Origin of the sequence: Sphaerospermopsis sp. FACHB-1194, assembly GCF_014696235.1 — a bacterium.
In the GTDB taxonomy this organism is placed as follows: domain Bacteria; phylum Cyanobacteriota; class Cyanobacteriia; order Cyanobacteriales; family Nostocaceae; genus Sphaerospermopsis; species Sphaerospermopsis kisseleviana.
In genome coordinates, this window is sequence record NZ_JACJPU010000024.1 from 39014 (window position 1) to 62085 (window position 23072).

Consider the following 23072-nt stretch of genomic DNA (forward strand, 5'->3'; position numbering starts at 1 on the left):
AAAAACCGATAATTAATTGTCCGAATGCTGATGCTTCCAGCACCCTTCGCGAACGCCCCTACATTGTTGACACGAAACCTAAATCAAAATGTGGTTTATTTACCTGAAAATAGCTGTAAGGTTGAAACCTCTTCTTTTAAGGGGAATAAGAGAGAAAAACCTTTTCAATTTTCTGCCTTCACTTCAAATTAAATATAATTGTCGATTGTCAATTATTGAATTTCCTCCTGACTCCTCAAATATTTTCTTGCCATGATGCAACATCTACAACAATTATTAGCAACAGAAAATTCTCAAATTTCTCAATTATTAAAATTGAGTTTATACGGATTACAAGCTACTTTAAATCAAGCCCGGATAGAGTATCCAAATGATCCAGGTAATGATTTATGTGAAAATGTCATTCTAGAAATTCACAATCTTTTAGAACCTGAAGTAATTACAGAAAGTCCAGAAAATGTAGTTATTGATGAAGCTAAACCTGAGCAATTATTAAATGTATTAAATGTATTAAATGAACTCAGGGAAGTTTTTAATACAGATTTAGAATTAAATTTTTATTTAGGAAATGCACCCCTACAAAGTCAAAATGATGGTGATTTATGGAATGAAATTCACCGCAAATTGTTAAGAGTTCCTGAAGATTTAGCCACAAATTGGAAAAAACGCGCTTTAGAAATGGCGCAAAAAGTCGGTGCAACAGAAGATTATATAAATATTGAACACTTCCCTTTTGTGCGGGATGAAATTATTTATCCTGGTTTAAATGGTACTGTTCAAGCTAAAGGTTTATGTTTGTCAAAAAAAGCGTTTTTTAAATCAGAAATTGCTCCGTTATATAATTCAGAAGATTTGCAATTATTAGCAGGATTTTTACTTTTATATACTAAATTTATAGAGATAGATCCTGATTTACATCATGCTTTAAAAAGTGTATTTAGTTTTGATGTTGTTTCCTTAAAATCCCAACCAGAACAACGTCAACTTTATTTAGAAGCATTGAGCGATCGCCTACAACGCACCCAAAAAACTGAAGAAAACACTGATCCCATCATTAATCTACGTGCTTGGATTGACATGGATGAAGCCATACATTCCCTAGTGTTTGTTCCCCCAGCAGAACGTTATTCCTGGTGGGGAAAACTACAACAAGAATCACGACGTATATTGAAAAAAGTAGCCAATAAAGCCATAAAAGCCAGTCATGATGTGAAAATTAGACAATTATCAGGACTTTATGCTGATATTTGCGCGTATTCCAAAGATGATGTACAGCTAGATCATGGTGGAACACCTGGAGAAGTATTAACTTGTTTGCGGTTATACACACGAATCAATCAAGAAGAACATCCGGGGCGGGTGCTATTTCGATCCTTACGATGAAAACCGCAATACCATATAATTACTTCTGTTTACTGCATATCAGGTGTAGGAGTGGGTGAAGGAGTAGGAGTAGGAGTTGTAGGAGTGGGATCAGGTTTAGGAGTGGAAGGAGAAGGGGTTTGTTGGGCTAATAGAGTTTGTTGTGTGTTTGCAGCTTGAAACTGTTTGGGTATTGCAATCACCGCAGCAGTTCCCAAAAATGCTAATAAAGCTAAGGGTGCTAAGTGTCTCATATTGTGATTCCTGTCAAGACTTATGCCACCCTATTTTGAAAAATTATCAACTTCTCTATATCTTGCTATAGGTAGCCTTACTGATGTTTCTTTAGGTAGAAAAACACATTTTCAAAAAGTTATAAATTTGCTGTTTCAGGAAGATGTAAAAAATAATTTTACATCTATGGATCTCTGCAACCACAAGATAATATACTAATTTCAAAAGTTGGAAAAGACAAAATTGATTATTCAATTTCTGTAAGCATTCAGCTATCAGTCGTCAGCAGTCAGCTTTTGAGGTTTACGCCAGAAATACCTATTTGATGATTAACAAATTTCTTAAACATTCTGACTCCTGACTCCTGACTCCTTACCAATTTCTAAGCTTATTCACCACCAGAGAAAAACAAAGGTAACACAAAAGCAGCAATAATTCCCAACAAAACAAACACCTCAATAATTCTCAGAACCAAATTACTTTGCATTAACTGATTAAATTTCTCACTCAAATTATTAGGAAAATTACCCCACCAACCACGCAACCGACTAAACCAATTTTTTGGACTATCTTCTGGGCGAAATTGCCATGAAAACATTGATAATAACAAAGGCGCACCACCCACCTTAGCAGACATTAAAAGATGAATGGCTAAACAACAAACCATGATCACCCAAGCTGTTAAATGGAAATAATACCAAATATGATCCAGTTCCCCTACCGGTAGCCATTCTTCCTTCATCATTCTGCCAGATACAACTGCTAAAACTGAAGCAATTAGCATCAAAGTATTTGCTAAACGTTGCAGACTCACCCACCAAATTGGTTTATTAAATTGTGAGAGTTTTTGGATAGAATCTTGTTGTAATAACCGCCTTTCACCAGCATGAAAGCTATAGAGAGCGAAAGCAGGTAATAACAGTAAAAAGAATAAACCCGCAGTACCATGAATACCCTGAATTGGGTCGATTTTAGGAATGGGAAGTTTACCGAATCTTTGATCAAAAGTGTTATAAACTAAGAATCCGGTGATAATAGCTGCAATGACTAAAATGCCATTGACACCGTGTATAATACGTAATAACAGAGGTTGATAGGGTGCTGAACGAGTCATGGTAACAATTTTTAATTTTCATAATGTATAATTTTAAAATATTCTAGTGCTAATCGCAATCTAATCTGATGGATGAATATTTTTTGATGAACGAACCGCAAAGAACGCAAAGGACACAAAGGAAGAAAAAAAGAAGAAGATAAGAAATTTCCAAGTAAATCAAAATTCAAAAGTTAAAATTCAAAAGTTAGCAGTTAGCAAATTGTATATATTTTATGATTAAAAGTCCTCTCCGTTATCCCGGTGGTAAATCAAGAGCAATCAAACAAATAGCCCAACATTTACCAACAAACTTTACAGAATTTAGAGAACCGTTAGTAGGAGGTGGTTCTGTCTTTATTTACCTCAAACAAACCTACCCTAACTTAAAAATTTGGATCAATGATTTAAACAGAGAACTATATTTATTTTGGCATATTGCCCAAAATGATTTATCTAAATTAGTCGCCGAAATTCGTCATATCAAAGAAACCGAGAAAGATGGAAAAAAACTATTTACAGAATTAACCCATATAAAAAATATTAATAAATTGGAAGACTTAGACAGAGCAGTACGTTTTTTTGTCCTCAACAGAATTACCTTTTCAGGAACAATAGAATCAGGTGGTTTTTCCTTAGAAGCATTTCATAAACGTTTCACCCATTCATCAATAGAAAGACTAGAAAAATTAGCAGAAATTTTAACACCAGATATCAAAATTACAAACATAGATTACAGCGAACTATTAAAAGCAGAAGGTAAAGAAGTATTTATATTTCTAGATCCTCCGTATTTAAGTAATAAAAATTCCAAACTATATGGAAAAGATGGATATTTACATACTGTCTTTGATCATGAGCGATTCGCTGAAAATGTTCGTAAATGCCCACATCGGTGCTTAATTACTTATGATAACTCTCCAGCTATTAGAAACTTATTCGGCTGTGCTAATATTAATATTACTGAATGGACTCTTCAGTATGGTATGAATAATTATAAGAAAAAAAATGCTCCTCTTGGAAAAGAGTTAATAATTACGAAATTAATAAATTGCAGTTATCTATAGTCCAGAAAGTCTAATAAACTAAGTATTGATCTATAAAACATACTTATTAAAATAAGTTATCACTGGTCTATTCATTTCATTTATTGACTAAACTTAATCCAATTTAACAATAATTAGCAATTATACATAGGTACATAAATAAAATTACTGTATAATAGCAGAAATAAGTTTATACAGTTAGCTAACTAGCATAATTAATGATCACACCTGAAACTCTCAATGATATTCAAAGGAAGCTTGAAGAAAGATCAGTGGCAGATAAAAGGGTACTAGAAGAACTACGTAGTGAGATTCGACCATTGAAAAGTGAAGTGCGTCGAATTAATCCTAGAACTACTACATCCATTTCTCTTGTAGCTGCTGATGGGGGAAATAATAAAGTTAATTTTGATCCTTACTTGTTTCAAGTGGTTAGGGTTGTAGACTCTTGCGGGAGACAACTGTTATTAGATTTAGCAACTCCAACAACAAATATTGAAGAATTGTCAGAAGGAAACCTAGATAGACAGGGTAATCCTAAATCAGCTTTGGGAGTAATGATGAAAGATTTAGGAATAGAAACCCTTTGGGATCTTAGTCCGATGATACCCAAGCCTGATCAAGAAAATCCCAGTCCTTCATGGGTTCAAGAATATCGTGATTTGGCAGAATGGGCTGCTTTGTATCAGATGCTTAAAGAAGGAGGATTTAAGACAGATACTCTAATTGTTCGTGATGGACTTTTACGAAGCAAAATTTTCTCCAAAAAACTCTTTAAGGATCTTTTAGAAAAGATTGATGCTGCTATTAATGAAATTTATCGCCAGACGAAGAGGCGTGTTTATCTTGTTGGTTTTTCTAAAAAAAGCAAGGTGCTGGCACGATATAGATTAGCATTTGCACTGGAAGGAATATTGACTCAAGGTTATCCTTGTTATGTAGAAATACCACCAGATATTCAGAAAAAAGCCTATATTTGGGAAGAGTATGCTACAGGAAATGAGGCTGAAAAGTTTGTGGGTGGACGTTTATTTATGGTTAGATTTGGCAGTCGTATTAATGACCCTATCTGGCCAATTGATATCTTTATACCTCAACTTGTCCAAACTCCCCAAATTATGGGATCTTTATTAGCAGATGCTAATGATGGTTTTCCAGTTCCCTTCTACCCTCAATGCTTACAGAAAGCTCATGAGCAAGCTGCATTATTTGGTTTTGATATGGAAGTTATGGAAGATTTGATTGTCAATGCCGTTCGCCGATCATTTACTCCTGATGAACAAAATGTTGTAGACCGAGTTAGATTACAGTCAGATGTAGGTATGTTGCGATATGAATAATACACCTTTATTTCCCAAAGAAAAGATATCAGGTATCTTTCGAGGTTTCAGTGAAGGAGGGCTTGAATTTCATGCAGATATTGTACTGCCTTACCAAAATGAATTTCAAAGTATTCCCATGCACGGACAGTTTTTACTGGTACAACTGGCTAGTGAAGATGAAGCCGTTTTAGGAAGAATAACATCGTTCTATTCAGATGGAAAACTCACTAGAGAACATGGTGAAGATTTCAGTTTAAGAGCGATGGGAGAAGACCGAGAAATTCCAGAAGACCTGCGTGAACAATATGTAAAATATCGAGTGAATATTCGAGTTCTTGGGGTTATACGCCATTCAAATGGAAAATTTGTTTTTGTAGCTTCTCATCGTCGTCTTCCTCATGTTGGTAGTAAGGTAGCTTTTCCCAGTAACGAAGTTCTTAGAGAAATAGCAGGTCACAACATTACAGGAGCAGACCTTGGTTTTTTTGCATTAGGAGAATTTGTTTACGCTGGTAGTGATACAAGGCTTGGTGTTGTTGACTGGATGCAAGTGAAATATCCAGAAATTATTACTCATTTTCCAGTCCAAAATTTAGTTTCACGACGATCATTTGTATTTGCACGGGCTGGTTATGGTAAGTCTAACTTAATCAAATTATTGTTTAGTGAACTATACAAAACAACACCAACTAAAAAGAAACGAGATCAAGATATTCCAGTTGGAACTTTAATTTTTGATCCAGAAGGAGAATATTTCTGGCCAGATGACAATGGAAGACCTGGGTTAGCTGATGTCCCTCATTTACAAGATCAGCTTGTAGTTTTTACTCGTCGTGAAGCTCCTAGTGATTTTTATGGTTCTTTTATAGCTGGTGGTGTAAAGCTCGATATTCGCCGCTTAACACCTTCTGAAATTGTTGGTGTTGCATTGTCACCAGAAAGACAAGAGCAGCAAAATGTTCGCAAACTTAGAGGGGTATCTCGTGATAAGTGGATAAAACTTGTTGATTTAGCCTATAAAGATGGTTATAGTGCAAGTATAGATGAGGTAAAAAAGTTACTAAATATAAGTGATGGATCTGATGCTGAAGCTGGAGCAGCTTTAAGCAACATCGTTTATATTGTCAAAACTCTTCATGATCCTAACAGTCGTCTAATGGATTTCTTGAAAAGAAGTTTGAAAGAAGGCAAGCTTTGTATTGTAGATATTTCACAGATGCGGGGAGAACAAGGGCTAACTTTATCTAGCTTGATTCTGCAACAAATATTTAATGAAAACCAGGATAATTTTACTAAAAAAGATGGTAAAACTATTCCTACTATTGCTGTTTTAGAAGAAGCACAAAGTGTTCTAAATAAAGGAAGTGGTTCAAGTGATGGACCTTTTGTAGATTGGTTTAAAGAAGGAAGAAAATATGATTTAGGTGCTGTTATGATTACTCAGCAACCTGGTAGTATTCCTGTTGAATTACTTAGTCAAGGTGATAATTGGTTTGTATTTCACTTATTATCTGCTTCAGATTTAAAGAGTTTACAAAGAGCTAATTCTCACTTTAGTGATGATTTACTTGGTGGTCTTTTAAATGAACCATTACCAGGTCAAGGGGTTATGTGGAGCAGTGTAAGTGCTAACCCTTATCCGGTTTCTTTCCGTGCGCTCTCATTTGAAAAAATATATCCCCAACCTATAGATTCTAAATACGATAAAGAATCTATTGAGACTTTCTCTAGCAAACTCAAGGCAGAATTAAATGGACAGCCTCATAATCTATTTGATATAGAGGATAAAAATATAGAAAATGGTGAAATTTTAGATCAGGAAAGAGAAACTTTTTCAAGAGTAGAAACAGGAGATTTTTTAATTGATAGTATCAATTCCGCCGTCCAACAACTTAAACAACATAATGAATTTCAACAGAAAGTCATTAATGGTAAAGGTTTACCTTGGGGTGTTATGATGGGCTTTATAAAACAGTTTCTTCCAGATGACTTAAAAAATGATAGTAACACAATAAATACTTGTGTAAAACGAACACTAAATGAAACCTTGGGTGAAGAAGGAAAGTATTGGAAATCCCAACCAGGTCCAAAAAGAGGAGGAGGAGAGACTACATGGGTAGTGCGTATAACTGAATAGCTTACTTAGAGTATTTTAATAACTCCAAGTCGGGTTATTAAGAAACAATAGGACACAAATAAATGAGATTTTGAGAGATATATTTTTTAAGTCCTGCTAATTCTTCCTTCGCGCCTTTCCTCCTTAGCGCCTTTGCGCGAAACAAAAAACCTACAACTAAAACACAAACCCCCATTTTTCGGTAAAATCACACACAGCCTAATTACAAAACCCCGAAAATGACAAACTTACCAGATCCTAATATTTGGTCAAACCTACTTAAACAATTATTAGAACACCAATCATTATCCCGCACCCAAGCAGCAGAACTGATGCAAGGATGGATCAACGAAACCATCCCCCCAGAACTATCGGGAGCAATATTAACAGCATTGCACTTTAAAGGCGTTTCTGCCGAAGAACTCACAGGAATGGCAGAAGTATTAAAATCTTTATCTGTTCAAACTACACACGATAACAGCCAAAACCCCATCCCCCTAGTTGACACCTGTGGCACGGGTGGAGACGGCGCATCAACCTTTAATATTTCCACCGCCGTCGCCTTTGTTACTGCTGCTGCGGGTGTACCAGTCGCTAAACATGGTAGTCGTTCCGCCTCCAGCTTAACCGGTAGCGCCGACGTTTTAGAAGCTTTAGGAGTCAACCTCAACGCACCCAGCGAAAAAGTACAAGCAGCAGTGAAAGAAGTGGGAATCACCTTTTTATTTGCCCCTGGATGGCATCCCGCACTGAAAGCCGTTGCCCCACTGCGGAGAAATTTAAAAGTGCGGACAGTATTTAACTTGCTCGGACCCTTAGTAAACCCCATGCGCCCCACAGGGCAAGTAATAGGAGTATTTGATCCCAAACTAATCGAAACCATTGCCCAAGCATTAAACCATTTGGGAACAGAAACAGCAATTGTATTACATGGTAGAGAAAAATTAGATGAAGCCGGGTTAGGGGATATAACTGATTTAGCGGTTTTATCTGAAGGGAAAGTACAGTTAACCACCATCAACCCCGAAGCCGCAGGAGTCACACCAGCACCCATTACAGCCTTAAAAGGTGGGAATGTACAAGAAAACGCCGAAATTTTAACCAACGTCCTTAAAGGAAAGGGAACTCAAGCCCAACAGGATGCAGTGGCGCTAAATGCTTCCTTAGCGTTGCAGGTTGCGGGTGCAGTTCCCTTATTAAATCATGGTCAAGGTGTGACAGTAGCTAAGGAAATTCTACAAAGCGGTAGCCCCTGGAAAAAGTTGGATCAGTTAGTTGAATTTCTGGGGGATTAGATTCGTCTGAGTGGTGTTGGGGACGAAATTCTACAACATCCCGTTTGATGGTAACGTCATATTTACCAAAAAAATCATGTCCTAACAATCCCGTTTCCAATTCTGCACCAGCGATCGCCACAGGAACTTGATTAACCTTTACCCCACCCACTTCCATAGAATCAAGATAGCCAACCGGAAATTCCACACCCTTAGCACTCACAGTATTAGCTTTAGCAATAGCCACAGGCACAACACCTAAAGCCTGTGCTACATCTTGAGTAATTACAGAACCACTAGCACCGGTATCCACAATCATCTCAAAACGCTGCCTACCATTAAAGGTAACTTCCACAATGGGAGTGCCACCAACTCGTCGTTTAATTGGTGCTATGAACACCAGATTATTATAGGCTGTAGTTTCCGCAGCCGGGAAAATCGGATCTGGAGGGGGTAGAGGTTGTACCTTGGCAACAGGAGTAGGAGTTGAATAACGTTGTATTTTGGGTTTTGTTTGGGGAACAGCCACAACTACCTGTTGATCAGGTGCTACGGGAGATGCTAACCTACTGGAGTTAGCTTTTTGTTTAGCTAATTTAATTTGACCCTGGTATTCAGCAATTTTTCTTTGAGCAAAAGGAAAATTAGGACTGTCTCGCCCCACCTGTTTCAAGAGAGCGATCGCATCCTCAAACCTACTCGCCACCAGATGCCAATCATCTGGAGATTGAGCAGATTTACTGATACTCACAGCACCAGTAGCTTTATCCAGTGCCAATTCTAATGGACTGGTTTGTGTACTTTGTTCTAATTTTGGTTTTGGTTTGGCTGATAATGACGCTGGTTGCTTCATTGGCGGCTGTATCGCTGCCAAATTACCAACAGGTATAGATGGTTGACTACCACCAACCCCCGTTGTCTGTTTGTTGTCACTACAGGCAACATTCAAAACCACCAGACTACCGGAAACAAAAATTAGGGCTGCGCGGGATAAAGAAGACTCAAGCATAGTTACTTTCAGGTTAACCGCCCTGGCTCTCTCCAAGTGTACCGCCCCACACAAAAATATGCTCCAGGCTTTATGATTTAATTGGTTATTTGATATTTAACCCAAGTTGCTAGTGATAACTGTTTTTGTATAGCATAATAAACGGTCTTTTGTAGGTGATTCATGATTGGTGACTGGGAAAGACTTTTACCAATTACCAATTACCAATTACCAATTACCAATTACCCATTCCCCATTACCCATTCCCCATTCCCCATTACCTATTATTTATGTCTTTATCTGATGCAATACCCGCTTTACTTGTCTTAGCAGATGGAACAGCTTATCATGGTTGGTCCTTCGGCGCTATGGGAACCACTGTCGGCGAAGTGGTGTTTAACACCGGCATGACTGGATATCAAGAAGTATTAACAGATCCCAGCTACACAGGGCAAATTGTTATTTTTACATATCCCGAATTAGGTAATACTGGCGTTAACCCCGAAGATGAGGAATCAATTAAACCTCATGTCAAAGGAGCGATCGCCCGCAATATCTGTCACAAACCTAGTAACTGGCGCTCTACCCAATCTTTACCAGATTACCTCAAACAGCACCACATCCCCGGTATTTTCGGTATCGACACCCGCGCCCTCACCCGCAAAATTCGGATGTATGGCGCTATGAATGGTGGTATTTCTACATCTATACTAGATGAATCTGAATTATTAGAACTGGTGCAAGCTGCTCCCAACATGACAGGATTAAATCTGGTGCGGGAAGTCACCACCCCAGAAGTTTATGAATGGTCCGAAGCTACGACAGAAGTTTGGGAATTTAACCCAGAATCTGTAGCTAAGATTGGGGAAAAGTTCACAGTCGTTGCTTTAGACTTTGGCGTAAAACGCAATATTTTGCGGCGGTTGGCTAGTTATGGCTGTCGCGTGATTGTTGTTCCTGCCAATACACCAGCAGCGGAAATTCTTAAATATAATCCAGATGGGATTTTCCTCTCCAACGGACCCGGTGATCCAGCAGCAGTCACAGAAGGCATTAGTACCGTTAAAGCACTGCTAGAAAGTCAAAAACCCATGTTTGGTATTTGTATGGGACACCAAATTTTAGGTCATGCTTTGGGCGCAGAAACCTTTAAGCTAAAATTTGGGCATCGTGGTTTAAATCAACCAGCGGGTTTACAACAAAGGGTAGAAATCACCAGCCAAAACCACAGTTTTGCTATTGATCCGGATTCATTACCATCAGCAGTGGTAGAGGTTAGTCATCTGAACTTAAACGATCGCACTGTTGCAGGGGTACGTCACAAGTCTCTACCAGTGTTTTCTGTACAGTATCACCCAGAAGCTAGTCCAGGACCCCACGATGCTGATTACTTATTTGAGCAATTTGTGCTAGAAATTCAAACAGCACGTCAAACAGCGATCGCTTAAGTTAATCAACAATAAAAATGGGTAATGGGTAATGGGTAATTGGTAATTGGTAATTGGTAATTGGTAATTGGTAATTGGGTTATTTATCTTTTTCCCAGTCACCAATCCCCAATCCCCAATCCCCAGTCACCAATCACCAATCACCAGTCACCAATCACCAGTCACCAGTCACCAACCTAGACAACATAAGTCAAAACCATCTATACTTGAGCGTTTACTTTCAGTCAAGAGGACGAGGAGGGAGTTATTGCTGAACCACTGAATCTAACCGTAAGCCTGAGAGGTACTCGCGAAGTCCGGGATAGCTGCCAGCTATTCCGCCTCACAGGTCTGTTAGATGCTTTTTCTGAACCTACATTTCGCAAGGTACTGTCTGGAAAGATTGATGAAGGTCCAAAGCACATAATTCTGGATCTCTCACAAATCGACTTTGTTGATAGCTCTGGTTTGGGTGCGCTGGTACAACTAGCCAAGCAAGCTCAAACCGCCGAAGGCACTTTCCAAATTGTCACCAATGCCCGCGTTACTCAAACGGTCAAGCTTGTTCGCTTAGAAAAGTTTCTCGCCCTACAAACTACAGTTGATGCGGCTCTAGAAAACATCAAGTCGTCTTGATTGCTTGACCACAAAAAATCAATTTAGCTATCCCGATGAGCAGTAGGAAGGTGAGGAAGTTAAAGAAAATATGAAGAATATATTAATTCTCCATCTTCCTCATCTTTCCCAACTCCTCAAAATAGCCACTAGACCTATATTTTCAGACTCACCAATCTCCCCAATCAGGAATTTATATAGTTTTAAGTAATATTTGTTAGTGTTGAATATGCTCGGTGTGCTATGATGGCATACTGCACAAAAAATAAATGTTCGTAAAGATAATCTTCCCAATATTTAGTAGGTCAAGGAATGATGAACAGGTGAATCCCCAGGAGGAAGAAGCAAAAAATGGAGGAGATGAAACTGTAATGCAGTATTCATCTGACATTCCAGCATTGTTGGTAAACACGACGCAATTACCCCAACCATTATCCCAGGCACAAGTACAACAAATTTCTCCTTCTGCCTTAGCTTACTTGGGGGATGCAATTTACGAACTATATGTTAGGATGTTTTTCCTGTGGCCACAGCAAAGGCCAGAAATTTACCATAGTTTGGTAGTAGCGCAGGTCAGAGCAGAAACACAAGCCCTACATTTGCGATCGCTGACTCCTAATTTAACGAGTAAAGAGTTAGAAATTGTCCGCCGAGGTCGTAATGCAGCCGCAGGCCGTCCCAAACGACTAAATCCCGAAATTTATCAACAGGCAACTAGTCTAGAAACTTTAGTTGGCTATCTATACCTCACCGATTACCCCCGTTTAACAGAATTGTTACAAAAACTCCATCTAGAGAAATAGTGAGTAGCTCAATCTCTTGATAGGAAAATCATTTGTAACGGTTCATAAAATTGAGGGAATGTCAATGCTCACCTATTTACTAAACTCAATAATCCCATGACTAACCAACCAAGAAAAATTAATCACGCTGGTGAAGCAAAACGCGGACAACCTATAAAAATCAAGGGTAAACGCGTTATTGCTAATCCTATTCGTACTCAAAGCAACGCAGAAGTTAAACCCATATCTCGCAAACCGCGTCCATCTCGTCAATCTTCCCAACCCTTACCAGAGAGCAAATCCACAGAAGACAGTGATCTCATCTACGGTCGTCATCCTGTATTAAGCGCATTAGAAAATCAGCGCAATCTCAATCGGATTTGGATTACTGCTCGTCTGCGTTATGATCCGCGATTTCATAATTTAATTCTCCAAGCTAAGGATAATGGTACAGTAATTGATGAAGTCGAACCTAAGCGTTTAGACCAAATCACTCAAGGAGCTAATCACCAAGGTATAGCAGCGCAAATTGCGCCTTATGCCTACATGGAATTAGATGATCTGATTACTCAAGCAAAATCAGTCACCGATCCAGTGATTGTTGTTGCTGATGGTATCACTGATCCTCACAATTTGGGGGCAATTATTCGCACAGCAGAAGCCATCGGCGCTCAAGGTTTAGTAATTCCTCAAAGAAGGGCTTCTGGAATCACCTCAACTGTGGTTAAGGTGGCCGCAGGTGCTTTAGAAAACTTTTCTGTAGCCAGAGTCGTTAACCTCAGCCGCGCTTTGGAACAACTTAAAGAAGCTGGTTTTTGGATTTACGGAACAGCAGCCTCTGGTAGCGAACCTGTACATACAGTAAAATTCAATGGACCTATCGTTTTAGTAATTGGTGCTGAAGGTGAAGGTCTGAGTATGTTGACACAACGATCTTGTGATGTTTTAGTCTCAATTCCCTTACAGGGTAAGACTCCTAGCCTAAATGCCTCAGTGGCAGCAGGGATGGCGCTTTATGAAATTTATCGCCAACGGTCGTTAAATACCCACTATCTTGATAAATTACATACATTTTCTTTGAAAAAATAAACCTAAAAGAGTATAAAGAAATGTAAAACTGAATCTATCTAACATATTCTTTAATACCCAGTATCACGTTTATAAATTGGTGAAAACCATGAAAACTATTTGGCATAACCTTAAGGAAGGGCTGATTAGCTTATCTAACGGTCTAGGCTTGGCTTGGTGGGTTGAAATTGTCACCCAGAATCCTCGTTGCACCTACTACTTTGGTCCATTTTTAAGCTCGGTGGAAGCGACATCTGCCAGTAAGGGCTATCTAGAAGATTTAGAAAACGAAGGAGCGCAAGGAATTATAGTCAATGTCAAGCGTTGTAAACCTTATGTTTTAACCATTGCTGAAGACCTGGGGGAAAGGATTGACCGTAAAGTAAAGCCTGCCTTTAGCGGTCAAGTGTAATACAAATCTATAGGCTGTCATCGTTCCTGAGTTAATTTTGAGTTAATTCTGGGAACGATGGGCAACAATAGGTGACTGGGGACTGGGGACTGGGGACACTTCGACAAGCTCAGTGCATCGCTGGGGACTGGGGACTGGGGACTGGGGACTGGGGACACTTCGACAAGCTCAGTGCATCGCTGGGGACTGGGGACTGGGTAATAAATTTTATAAGAAAATGGGCTGAAAACCCTTGAGGTTGAGTTTTGGAGGGTGGCGGAAAAGTTTTAGCTATTTTGACTTTCAAACCTACCTTCCGCACCCTAAACTGTCACACAACGAAGATTGACCGTTTGGGGATTTGAGATTGGCGAACTGCTTGCAGCAGCGCTTCGCTATCGCCACGTAAGATTATTTCATTTACCCGTCTTCCTTGTCTGGTAAAGGATACAGAGTTTCCAAATAAGAAATTAATTTTGCACAGGTACTTACCAATTACCAATTACCAATTACCAATTACCAATTACCAATTACCAACTACCAACTACCAATTACCAATTACCTCTGGATGTGCTGCTAACCAATGGTCAATATCCCAAAGTAACTGTTGGGGAATTTCCCAGGGGAAAAGGTGGGCGGTATTGGGGTAACATTGCCAATGAGAGTTTGTAAGGTGTTTTGCTGTTTCTAAGCTAGAATCAGCTGTAATGTGACGGTCTTCAGATCCAGCCAGTACCAAACTCGGACATGAGATTTTTTCCAAGTCTGAAAGTCGATTGTAACCTGCTTTAATGGCGCTATAAAGAGCGCGAGTAGCATAGCTAGAGGTTTGTAAATAAGCTTGTAGGGCTTCCCTGGCAATGTAACCGTAAGCGGTGGGTGTATGTTGTTGAATTAAATAACGAAAGAGCGATCGCTTGCCAAAAGTTTCAATATTCCAAGACCAACCAGGTTTAATATAGTTTAATATTCCCGCTACACCAGTATAAAGATTATCTTGCCAAGAGATAGGCGGATGATTGCCCCAAGGTCTAGCTGAGGTGGCGATTAAAATCATTCCTGTGACTCGCTGTGGTAAACGCAATGCTAATTCCATCGCCAAAATGCCACCCAGTGACCATCCCAATACAAGGCATTTTTCTATCTGAAAACGGTCTAGGAGAGCTTCTAAATCGTCCAAATGGTCTTGCATATCAAAATTGATATTGCAGCGGCTTTTACCGTATCCGCGCAAATCTGGGGCAATGGTTTGAAAACGTTTTGATAGATGATGAGTAAAAACAGAAAGACTACGGCCAGAACCAGGATGTCCGTGTAAACCGAGTATGGGAAATCCTTGACCTTGGATGTAAACGTTAAGAGGTAATTTATAATTCATAATTCATAATTCATAATTCATAATTCATAGGGAATAGGAAATGGGTAATTGGTAAAAGTCTTTCCCAGTCCCCAGTCCCCAGTCCCCAGTCACCAGTCCCCAGCGATGCACTGAGCTTGTCGAAGTGTCCCCAGTCCCCAGTCCCCAGTCACCAGTCACCAGTCCCCAGTCCCCAGTCCCCAGTCACCAGTCACCTGTTAGCTGTCACCTCTCTCCAAAATACTCTCAATTTCTGATAACTGAACAGGTCCAGTCACATTCTTGCTATTGATAATAAAAGAAGGTGTACCAGAAAGACCCAATTTATAAGCCATTTGTAAGTCTTGTTGAATTGCTTTATCTGCTAAATTGCGATCGCGTTTAAATTTTGCTAAGTCTAAATTGAGATTTTTCGCAATATCTAAATATAAACTTTCTCCCAGTTGTTTTTGATTCGTAAACAAAGCATCATGATATTGCCAAAATTTACCTTGTTGATATGCTGCCCAAGCTGCTTTAGCTGCTGGTAATGCTTGGTCATGAATTTGCACCAAAGGGAAATGTTTATAAACTAAGGTGAATTGATTAGGATATTTTGCTAATAAATCTTTGAGAGTTTTATTTGCTTCGGCACAATAGGGACATTCAAAATCAGAAAATTCAATTAATACAGTTTTTAATTGAGTCGAACCTGTGGTGGGAAAATCGCCTATGATAGCTTTAGTATTTGTTCTGAAATCTTGTAAAAATCCCTGTCTTGCTTGTTGAACTTTTTGTTGCTTTTCTTCCTGATATGCTTGCACACTTTCGATAATTGCTTTGGGATTTCGACGGATAATTTCTAATACTTGCTGTTCTAGTTTGGGGTCAATTTTCGTGTCAGCTTGGGCTGGAAGTGACCAGCTAATAGTCAAAAATATTAAGCTGGTAATTGCCAAAATGCGGAGTTTGTGAAAAATTTTCATCATGGTAATATCTTATGCGGATAGATAAACACTTTCTTAGATTACTAGATATTGGTGATAATGATAGCATGATACAAAAAAATTATTTTTGGTAATTTCGATGGGTATTTTTTAGGGTATAATATATTAAATTTATATCATCAGTAATGCACACAGATACAATATTTTACCAGATTTTTCTCACTTTCCATACTTTACTATTTGAACTTCTGGGAGAACCGACAGAAAAAGCAGAAGGTTACAAATTCACATCTGTAGAAGTGAAGGAAAAAGCCTTTAGATTTGATGGTATATTTATGCCAGATAGTGGAGAAAAACCGATTTATTTTGTGGAGGTGCAATTTCAACCAAAACAGGAATTTTACTGGGAATTTATTACAGAAATCAACATTTACCTCAATCAATATAAACCTCAGCAAGATTGGCAAGCGGTGGCTTTGTTTGCTAAACGTAGTTTAGATGTGGAAGTATTAACTAATTAGGGGTTGCTGAGAAAGTCTTTCCGTGAGGGCATAGGAGTCAGGAGTCAGGAGTCAGGAGTCAGGAGAAGATTTGAAAATTTCTTTGCCATCTCTTGAAATCCCAAAAAATGCACACTTTTTCCGGTATACCCTTCAAAACCCTTGCACTAATTTCTGTGTTTATCAGCCTCTAACCTTTGATATATCAAGGTTTTAGGTTTATTCAGCAAACCCTAATTACCAGCAAGAATTAGTCAATAGTGGTCGCATCAAACGGATTTATTTAGATGAAATATCATCAGGTTCAATTGGGATGGGGTTAATTGAATTAATTGTCAGTAAAGAAAACCAAGCCCCAGAATTAGTTAAGAATTTGATGCAAAGAACGCAAACCGAAATTACCAACAACTCAGAAAGAGAAGGTATTATAGAGTTATTGGAAACTGTGTTGTTGTCGAAGTTTTCGCAATTAACCCGTCAGGAGATAGAAGCGATGTTTTTAGTTAATGATATCAAACAAACAAGGGTATATCAAGAAGCAAAGCAGGAAGGTAGAGAAGTGGAAGCAACAAACTTACTGCTGCGTCAGTTATCTAAGAGGTTTGGAAAATTGACAGATAGTTATATCCAGAAAATCAGTAACCTGAAAATAGCACAATTAGAAGATTTAGGAGAAGCGTTATTAGATTTTCGGGATATCAACGATTTAGATGAATGGTTCAAATCTCATACATAATTATCAGCAATGCACACAGATACAATATTTTACCAAATCTTTCTCACTTTTCATACTCAGCCCCAGAATTAGTTAAGAATTTGATGCAAAGAACGCAAACCGAAATTACCAACAACTCAGAAAGAGAAGGTATTATAGAGTTATTGGAAACTGTGTTGTTGTCGAAGTTTTCGCAATTAACCCGTCAGGAGATAGAAGCGATGTTTTTAGTCAATGATATCAAACAAACAAGGGTATATCAAGAAGCAAAGCAGGAAGGTAGAGAAGAAGGTGAACAAGAGGGAGAGAAAAATTTACTACTGCGTCTGTTATCTAAGAGGTTTGGAAAATTGACAGATAGTTATATCCAGAAAATCAGTAACCTGAAAATAGCACAATTAGAAGACTTGGGAGAAGCGTTATTAGATTTTCGGGATATCAACGATTTAGATGAATGGTTGAAATCCCAAACCTAAATTTAAGCTGGTAAATTTGGGACTTTCAACAAGTCTAAACCTCTCTCAAATATCTCATCAATGGGCAACATTTCCCCAGAATTAGTCATAAATTTATGGTCTTTTGTTGCCCTGATTTTTGAACCATCATCTAAACAATATTCATATAATTCTTGCATTCCCCGATGATGCCATTGGGCAATAGGTTGAGTGTAAACATTACCATTGTTATCAACACTAAATACACTACACTCAATCTGCTTTTCCACAATTTCCCCAATAGGTAAAAAGCCATATTCTACAGTTAAAACCTCAGTTTCATAACTCAAACAATATTCGGCAAACTTCAACATATCCGCAAATAGTTTTTCAGCTACTTGGGGTTTTACACCGTTTTTTGCTGAACCATCTATAAAATTTTGCTTTTGTTTTTCCATCTCCGCTACTTTCTTTTTACCCATAGCGCGACGCAGTAAGTCAGCTTGTCCTAAAGAATAACCTGCCATATCTTGAGCAATTTTCATAATTTGCTCTTGATAAACCATAATTCCATAGGTTTCATTTAATATAGGTTGTAAAAGTTGCGATTCATAATCAATTGCTTCTCTACCATGTTTACGGTTAATAAACTTAGGAATTAATCCCGCATCTAATGGACCAGGTCTATATAATGCCAAAATAGAAGAAATATCTTCAATATTAGAAGGTTTCAAATCTCTCACGATTTGCTTCATTCCTGAAGATTCTAATTGAAAGATACCTTCTAAATCTCCAGATTCTAATAATGAATATGCTTGAGATACATCTTTAGGTAAAGTGCTATGTTCACCTTTAGCTAATATTTTCTGGGCTTTTCTTTCATCACGGGTAATGTCATCAGGATCAATATGATATCCTTTACTTTGTTGTATTAAATCAATGGTTTTTTGAATTAAGGTTAGGTTTCTTAAACCCAAAAAGTCCATTTTTAACAAACCCAGTGATTCTAAATCTTCCATAAAATACTGGGTAATTACTGAGCCGTCGTTATTACGTTGTAAGGGTACAATTTCATCTAATGGTTCTGCGGAAATAACCACACCTGCTGCATGAACACCAAAGGTTTTGTTAGTTCCTTCTATTCGCATGGCCATATCTATCCAGCGGCGAACATTCGGATCATTATCGTATTTTTCTTTAAATTCTGGTGCTGGTGTTTGATCAGAAACCATTACTTTCAATTTAGTTGGTTTACCCCGTACCACTGGGATCATTTTCGCCATTTTATCAGCTTCCCCATAGGGAATATCTAATACTCTGGCGACATCTTTTAATACTGCTTTGGATGTTAAACGGTTAAAAGTGATAATTTGGGCAACTCTATCTACACCATATTTTCTAGTCACATAATCAATTACTTCATCCCGTTTTTCAATACAGAAATCTGTATCAATATCAGGCATGGATTTCCGTTCTGGGTTCAAAAATCGCTCGAACAGTAAGCCATGATGCACGGGATCAATATTAGTAATTCGCATGGCATAAGCAACTAATGAACCAGCCGCAGAACCCCGACCAGGACCGACGGGAATATTATTATCTCGCGCAAATTTGATATAGTCCCACACTACTAAAAAGTAGGTAGAAAAACCCATTTGCTGAATCATTTTTAATTCATACTCTAATCTTTCTTTGTAGACTGGATCTACTTCGTTACGAGATTTGCGGTTTAATCTTTCTAACAGTCCTTGCCAAGCTACTTCTTCAGCGTAAGTATCAGGAGTGTGACCAGAAGGAATGGGAGGAGTAGGAATTTTCGGCTCATCCATGATATGGTAAGGCTCGACTTTATCCGCTACTTCAACTGTTGTCGCTATGGCTTCTTCTATGACATCATCGGGTAAATGATCACGAAATAGTAACTTCATTTCTGTGGCAGATTTTAAATATTCTGTGCCGCTATATCGCATCCGGTTATCATCAACAATTAGTTTACCGGTTTGAATACAAAGTAAAGCATCATGGGCTTCTACGTCAAAGCAAGAAATATAATGAGAATCGTTAGTAGCGACAAATTTAATGCCTAATTCACGGGCAATTTTCACAATTTCAACATTTACAATTCTGTCTTCTTGAGAACCGTGATCTTGAATTTCTAAATAAAAATCTTCGCCAAATACTTCTTTATACCATTTGGCAACTTTTCGGGCTGCATCTGGCCTACCACTGAGAATTGCTTGGGGAATTTCTCCTCCTAAACAAGCACTGGTGATAATCAAACCTTCTTTATATTGTTTGAGTAAATCTTTATTAATGCAAGGACGGGAAAAAATACCTTTACCTTGTACACCTTTAAGATTAGAAATTGTGGTGAGTTTAACTAGGTTTTTATAACCTTTGGTGTTTTTTGCTAAAACAACTTGATGATATTTAGGACGGCGTTCTTGTTTTTCAATATCACCGTTAATGATATACATTTCGTTGCCAATAATTGGCTTAATAGTCTTACTGCGGCAGATTTTGATGAGTTCAACTGCGCCATACATGACACCATGATCTGTGAGGGCGATCGCTTTCATTCCTAGTGCGATCGCCTGATCTACTAACTCTGGTAGTTGACTAGCACCGTCTAGCAAACTGTAGTCGCTGTGAATATGCAAAGGTACAAAAGACATAAGCAATTAATAGTGAATAATTAAACGGTTACAATGCAGCTATTTATACCAGACTTCAGGAGTCGTAGGGGCGAAGCATTCGGAAAATAACCTGTGATAAAAATTGATAATTTATCGCCCGAATGCTTCGCCCTTACAGGAAAATAACCTGTGATAAAAATTGATAATTTATCGCCCGAATGCTTCGCCCTTACAGGAAAATAACCTGTGATAAAAATTGATAATTTATCGCCCGAATGCTGATGCTTCCAGCACGCTTCGCGAACGCCCGTAAAGGAGTCAGGAGTCAGGAGTAAAACTGGCTTTGTATCTAGGTTTCAATTGAGATTCTGTGCCTCATTGATCTGCAATCTACTGTCATAGCAATTTAGCTTGATGACAAAAGCAAATATTTTACCTATTCCGCATAACAGCAAAAAGGCGACATCTGAGTAATACGTGAGTTTAGCACAGGAATCAGTTTCTTAATTCTCAGCGAATGGATGGAAAAAGCCTCGTGAGAACACGAGGCATAAACAGTTATCAGTTATCGCTTTTCAGTGTAACCTGTCATTTGTCACCTGTAAACTAAGACTGTTGAGGTCCTTTGGCATCGGAATGTTTAGCCAAACACCGTTCTAAAAGTTGAACCCTCCATATTAGCGCAAACTGACGAGGATTCCAGATAAATTTAGTATCACGACCAAATAAGGGCTGGTTCAAATAATCCCAAAGAGGAAATTTAATTTTTGTGTGTTCGAGAGCCATAGGTGGAACAAAATATTATAAAATTGCTTCAGGAGTAGTTGGCATTTTATTTAAAAAAATTATTTGATAAATAAATTTCCACTACTAATACCTTTATAATTCAAGAATAAACCAGTATTTTCCGAATGTCTTTGTGGCAATTGCGGAATTTAAGAAAACTTTATTTTTATTAATTTTAAGAAATTGTTAGTAAATCCTGACTTGGTTGTTGACAATAATTCTGGAAGGGTGGAAGACTGAAAAGAAAATTTTGATATGCCATAGACATTTGTCTAGCCACTTCATCAATATGAACGCAACTAGGACTAGTCCCTAAACCGGAAACAGCAACTATATTGATTGGCTTTTGTAAACAATTGTAGTAGAACTTATTATGTTGGCGGATAGCTAACAAAGTTGATCTCTCTTCAACTGCGTTAATAACACAACAATTTCATCCATTGCTTTTCTCACCACACTTGCAGGTTGTTCAGACTGATTTACCATAATACTAAAAACCAAAGTTTCATAATTAGGAACATTGACATATCCAGATAAAGAAACCACACCCATCATAGTACCTGTTTTTGCTTGGACAATTCCTTGAGCAGATGTATTCAGAAAACGATTTTTTAAAGTACCACTAACACCAGCAACAGGTAAAGAAGCACGAAATACTTCTGCTTGGGAAGATTTACTCATCACTTGCAAAAGTTGTACCAAAGCTTCTGGACTAATTAAATTTTTACGAGATAACCCAGAACCATCTACAATCTTATAGCTATTCGGTTCAATTCCTAATTCAGTTAACGTATTTTTTAAAGCTTGCAATCCTAAATCAGCAGTATTTTTATTTTTGGCTAATTGCTGTTTATCAGCTAAACTTCTGAGTAAGACTTCAGTATACAAATTATTACTATTGACATTTGTTTCTACTAATAATTCAGATAGCGGCGGAGATTCAACAGCGGCTATTTCTTGTTCATTATTACCACCATTATTAACAGATGTCCGGTTAACTTTTATTCCTGATTTTGTTAAAGTTAAACGGAAATTTTGCAAGAAATTTTGAGCAGGATCAAATACCGCTATAGCTGTAATATCTGGTTCTGAGTTTACAGGCAATTTTCCTGTGATTCTTAAAATCTGACCTTTTAAATCTCGGTAAACTTCCACATCACCCGGTTCATTTTCTGGAGTAGTAATTGCATTATTTTCAATCTGCCAATTATAAGCATCCAGAGGATTAGACCATTTAATTTTTAAAGGTTTTCCAATTTCTTGAGGCAAAAAAGTTATAACAGAAGTATTTTCATTAACAATTAAACTATTGACAGGTGCGCCATAATAAGATTGTACATCTTCCCATTGCCAACTAGGATGAACTACCTCACCTTGAAAATAACTATCATCAGCAATTAATTGATTAATTTCCCGAATACCTTTTTGATATAATTGCTTGGCTAATATTGTTAATTGCTCATTTTTAAAACTTGGATCTCCTCTACCAACAACCCGCAAAATACCTTCACTGTCTTGATAAACAGAGGTACGAATGCGAAAATTTGCCCCTAGTTTCTGCAATGCGGCTGCTGTTGTGAAAAGTTTAGTATTAGAAGCAGGAATAAAATATTTTTCTGGATCTCGACTGTAAAGAGTTTGTGGAGATGATAGGGGTTTGATTAAAATTCCCCAACGCATTCTCTTAAATATAGGACGATTAATTACAGCATCTATAGATGATTCTATTTGAACAGAACAAGTATATTTTGTGCTAGTTGCTGGTGCTGTTGGGGTTTGTGCTTGAGCTATGTGCTGGTTAACATTAATTTGAACACCGATAAATAACAGCATCAAGCTAATAGATATTTTTTTGTGAATCATTTTATTTTGGCTAAATGTAATCCTAATGTTGTAACTTACAGCAGATTGCAGATCAATGAGGCACAGAATCTCAATTGAAACCTATACACAAAGCCTGTTTTACTCCTGACTCCTGACTCCTGTACGGGCGTTCGCGA

General features: G+C 38.0%; 24 protein-coding genes and 1 pseudogene. 15 read left to right on the forward strand and 10 right to left on the reverse strand.

Annotation, left to right across the window (positions count from 1 at the left end; translation table 11 throughout):
• Positions 1-255: 255 nt before the first annotated feature.
• Complete coding sequence (locus tag H6F45_RS14965) at positions 256-1383, forward strand: hypothetical protein (protein ID WP_190347591.1); 1128 nt, start codon at positions 256-258, stop codon at positions 1381-1383.
• Positions 1384-1412: 29 nt separating this feature from the next.
• Here the strand turns inward: H6F45_RS14965 and H6F45_RS26580 are convergent, their stop codons facing one another.
• Both H6F45_RS26580 and H6F45_RS14975 read right to left on the reverse strand, forming a co-directional pair.
• On the reverse strand, positions 1413-1616 hold the full coding sequence (locus H6F45_RS26580; protein WP_096566199.1) for a hypothetical protein: 204 nt from the start codon (positions 1614-1616) through the stop codon (positions 1413-1415).
• A 368-nt stretch (positions 1617-1984) separates the two neighbouring features.
• On the reverse strand, positions 1985-2710 hold the full coding sequence (locus H6F45_RS14975) for a cytochrome b/b6 domain-containing protein (RefSeq protein ID WP_096566205.1): 726 nt from the start codon (positions 2708-2710) through the stop codon (positions 1985-1987).
• Positions 2711-2925: 215 nt separating this feature from the next.
• Between H6F45_RS14975 and H6F45_RS14980 the strand changes: the two genes are divergently transcribed.
• The 4 genes from H6F45_RS14980 (at position 2926) to trpD (ending at position 8468) form a co-directional block, all read left to right on the forward strand.
• On the forward strand, positions 2926-3756 hold the full coding sequence (locus H6F45_RS14980; RefSeq protein ID WP_190347571.1) for a DNA adenine methylase: 831 nt from the start codon (positions 2926-2928) through the stop codon (positions 3754-3756).
• A gap of 197 nt (positions 3757-3953) precedes the next feature.
• Positions 3954-5075 carry a hypothetical protein gene (locus tag H6F45_RS14985; protein ID WP_190347572.1) on the forward strand — a complete coding sequence of 374 codons (1122 nt, stop codon included), beginning with the start codon at positions 3954-3956 and terminating at the stop codon, positions 5073-5075.
• On the forward strand, positions 5068-7194 hold the full coding sequence (locus H6F45_RS14990) for a DUF87 domain-containing protein (RefSeq protein WP_190347573.1): 2127 nt from the start codon (positions 5068-5070) through the stop codon (positions 7192-7194). Before H6F45_RS14985 ends, H6F45_RS14990 begins: the two co-directional genes overlap by 8 nt.
• A 218-nt stretch (positions 7195-7412) precedes the next feature.
• Positions 7413-8468 (forward strand): anthranilate phosphoribosyltransferase, encoded by a 1056-nt coding sequence (trpD, locus tag H6F45_RS14995; RefSeq protein ID WP_096566213.1) that lies wholly within the window; start codon positions 7413-7415, stop codon positions 8466-8468.
• Here trpD and H6F45_RS15000 read toward each other — a convergent pair.
• Complete coding sequence (locus H6F45_RS15000) at positions 8398-9456, reverse strand: retropepsin-like aspartic protease (RefSeq protein ID WP_190347574.1); 1059 nt, start codon at positions 9454-9456, stop codon at positions 8398-8400. The genes trpD and H6F45_RS15000 overlap by 71 nt on opposite strands.
• Positions 9457-9533: 77 nt before the next feature.
• Positions 9534-9656, reverse strand: a complete 123-nt coding sequence (locus tag H6F45_RS27040; RefSeq protein WP_277876982.1) for a hypothetical protein — start codon at positions 9654-9656, stop codon at positions 9534-9536.
• Positions 9657-9725: 69 nt separating this feature from the next.
• On the opposite strand from H6F45_RS27040, the gene carA reads away from it, so the two are divergent.
• The 5 genes from carA (at position 9726) to H6F45_RS15025 (ending at position 13739) form a co-directional block, all read left to right on the forward strand.
• Positions 9726-10883, forward strand: coding sequence for a glutamine-hydrolyzing carbamoyl-phosphate synthase small subunit (gene carA / locus H6F45_RS15005; protein WP_096566217.1), 1158 nt, complete (start codon positions 9726-9728; stop codon positions 10881-10883).
• Positions 10884-11141: 258 nt separating this feature from the next.
• Positions 11142-11498: an STAS domain-containing protein gene (locus H6F45_RS15010; RefSeq protein WP_190347592.1), complete on the forward strand. Its 357-nt coding sequence runs from the start codon at positions 11142-11144 to the stop codon at positions 11496-11498.
• A gap of 302 nt (positions 11499-11800) precedes the next feature.
• Positions 11801-12280: a ribonuclease III domain-containing protein gene (locus H6F45_RS15015; RefSeq protein WP_187041429.1), complete on the forward strand. Its 480-nt coding sequence runs from the start codon at positions 11801-11803 to the stop codon at positions 12278-12280.
• Positions 12281-12376: 96 nt separating this feature from the next.
• A complete protein-coding gene (gene rlmB, locus H6F45_RS15020; RefSeq protein ID WP_096566223.1) occupies positions 12377-13348 on the forward strand; it encodes a 23S rRNA (guanosine(2251)-2'-O)-methyltransferase RlmB in 972 nt (323 codons plus the stop codon).
• Positions 13349-13436: 88 nt separating this feature from the next.
• The gene (locus H6F45_RS15025) at positions 13437-13739 is read left to right on the forward strand and encodes a DUF1816 domain-containing protein (RefSeq protein ID WP_096566225.1); all 303 of its coding nucleotides are present in this window, start codon (positions 13437-13439) and stop codon (positions 13737-13739) included.
• 17 nt (positions 13740-13756) lie between these two features.
• Here the strand turns inward: H6F45_RS15025 and H6F45_RS15030 are convergent, their stop codons facing one another.
• The gene (locus tag H6F45_RS15030) at positions 13757-13897 is read right to left on the reverse strand and encodes a hypothetical protein (RefSeq protein ID WP_190347575.1); all 141 of its coding nucleotides are present in this window, start codon (positions 13895-13897) and stop codon (positions 13757-13759) included.
• Entirely contained in the window at positions 13849-14025 is a 177-nt protein-coding gene (locus H6F45_RS15035; RefSeq protein ID WP_190347576.1) for a hypothetical protein, read from the reverse strand. Before H6F45_RS15035 ends, H6F45_RS15030 begins: the two co-directional genes overlap by 49 nt.
• 162 nt (positions 14026-14187) lie before the next feature.
• Here H6F45_RS15035 and H6F45_RS27340 point away from each other — a divergent pair, with 162 nt between their 5' ends.
• Complete coding sequence (locus tag H6F45_RS27340; protein WP_347237735.1) at positions 14188-14298, forward strand: hypothetical protein; 111 nt, start codon at positions 14188-14190, stop codon at positions 14296-14298.
• Here H6F45_RS27340 and H6F45_RS15040 read toward each other — a convergent pair.
• Positions 14263-15096, reverse strand: coding sequence for an alpha/beta hydrolase (locus tag H6F45_RS15040; protein WP_190347577.1), 834 nt, complete (start codon positions 15094-15096; stop codon positions 14263-14265). The genes H6F45_RS27340 and H6F45_RS15040 overlap by 36 nt on opposite strands.
• 197 nt (positions 15097-15293) lie before the next feature.
• Positions 15294-16043 carry a thioredoxin domain-containing protein gene (locus H6F45_RS15045; protein ID WP_190347578.1) on the reverse strand — a complete coding sequence of 250 codons (750 nt, stop codon included), beginning with the start codon at positions 16041-16043 and terminating at the stop codon, positions 15294-15296.
• Positions 16044-16186: 143 nt separating this feature from the next.
• Here H6F45_RS15045 and H6F45_RS15050 point away from each other — a divergent pair, with 143 nt between their 5' ends.
• The 4 genes and pseudogenes from H6F45_RS15050 (at position 16187) to H6F45_RS15060 (ending at position 17692) form a co-directional block, all read left to right on the forward strand.
• Positions 16187-16522, forward strand: coding sequence for an Rpn family recombination-promoting nuclease/putative transposase (locus H6F45_RS15050; protein ID WP_236104206.1), 336 nt, complete (start codon positions 16187-16189; stop codon positions 16520-16522).
• Positions 16523-16742: 220 nt separating this feature from the next.
• Positions 16743-16988: pseudogene (locus tag H6F45_RS27045) on the forward strand (DUF2887 domain-containing protein); the annotation flags it as partial.
• A gap of 6 nt (positions 16989-16994) precedes the next feature.
• Positions 16995-17237, forward strand: a complete 243-nt coding sequence (locus tag H6F45_RS26590) for a DUF4351 domain-containing protein (protein ID WP_242052635.1) — start codon at positions 16995-16997, stop codon at positions 17235-17237.
• Positions 17216-17692, forward strand: a complete 477-nt coding sequence (locus H6F45_RS15060; protein WP_190347579.1) for a DUF4351 domain-containing protein — start codon at positions 17216-17218, stop codon at positions 17690-17692. Before H6F45_RS26590 ends, H6F45_RS15060 begins: the two co-directional genes overlap by 22 nt.
• A gap of 2 nt (positions 17693-17694) precedes the next feature.
• On the opposite strand, the gene H6F45_RS15065 is transcribed toward H6F45_RS15060, so the two are convergent.
• Together H6F45_RS15065 and dacB are read right to left on the reverse strand one after the other, a co-directional pair.
• Complete coding sequence (locus H6F45_RS15065; RefSeq protein ID WP_190347580.1) at positions 17695-20325, reverse strand: DNA polymerase III subunit alpha; 2631 nt, start codon at positions 20323-20325, stop codon at positions 17695-17697.
• A 1134-nt stretch (positions 20326-21459) separates the two neighbouring features.
• On the reverse strand, positions 21460-22935 hold the full coding sequence (gene dacB, locus H6F45_RS15070) for a D-alanyl-D-alanine carboxypeptidase/D-alanyl-D-alanine-endopeptidase (protein ID WP_190347581.1): 1476 nt from the start codon (positions 22933-22935) through the stop codon (positions 21460-21462).
• Positions 22936-23072 lie beyond the last annotated feature (137 nt).